Annotated in this window: 1 rRNA gene; it reads right to left on the bottom strand. The window is 51.0% G+C overall.

Annotated features, from left to right (window positions below):
* Positions 1-635: ribosomal RNA gene (locus ACKJXD_RS11930) — 23S ribosomal RNA — on the bottom strand; the annotation flags it as partial.

Below are 635 nucleotides of genomic sequence, written 5' to 3'. Positions count from 1 at the left end.
CGTGCACTGCCGCAGCTTCGGTGCATAGTTTTAGCCCCGTTACATCTTCCGCGCAGGCCGACTCGACTAGTGAGCTATTACGCTTTCTTTAAATGATGGCTGCTTCTAAGCCAACATCCTAGCTGTCTAAGCCTTCCCACTTCGTTTCCCACTTAACTATGACTTGGGGACCTTAGCTGGCGGTCTGGGTTGTTTCCCTCTTCACGACGAACGTTAGCACCCGCCGTGTGTCTCCCATGATTAAACTTGTCAGTATTCGGAGTTTGCATCGGGTTGGTAAGCCGGGATGGCCCCCTAGCCGAAACAGTGCTCTACCCCCAACAGTTACTCATGAGGCGCTACCTAAATAGCTTTCGGGGAGAACCAGCTATCTCCCGGTTTGATTGGCCTTTCACCCCCAGCCACAGGTCATCCGCTAATTTTTCAACATTAGTCGGTTCGGTCCTCCAGTTAGTGTTAACCAACCTTCAACCTGCCCATGGCTAGATCACCGGGTTTCGGGTCTATACCCTGCAACTTAACGCACAGTTAATACTCGGTTTCCCTTCGGCTCCCCTATTCGGTTAACCTTGCTACAGAATATAAGTCGCTGACCCATTATACAAAAGGTACGCAGTCACACATGCCCAACGACA

It is taken from the genome of Gilliamella sp. G0441 (assembly GCF_050589305.1).
Classification (GTDB): domain Bacteria; phylum Pseudomonadota; class Gammaproteobacteria; order Enterobacterales; family Orbaceae; genus Gilliamella.
Note: the sequence above shows the minus strand (reverse complement) of the source record. Positions and strands in the feature narration are given on the sequence as shown.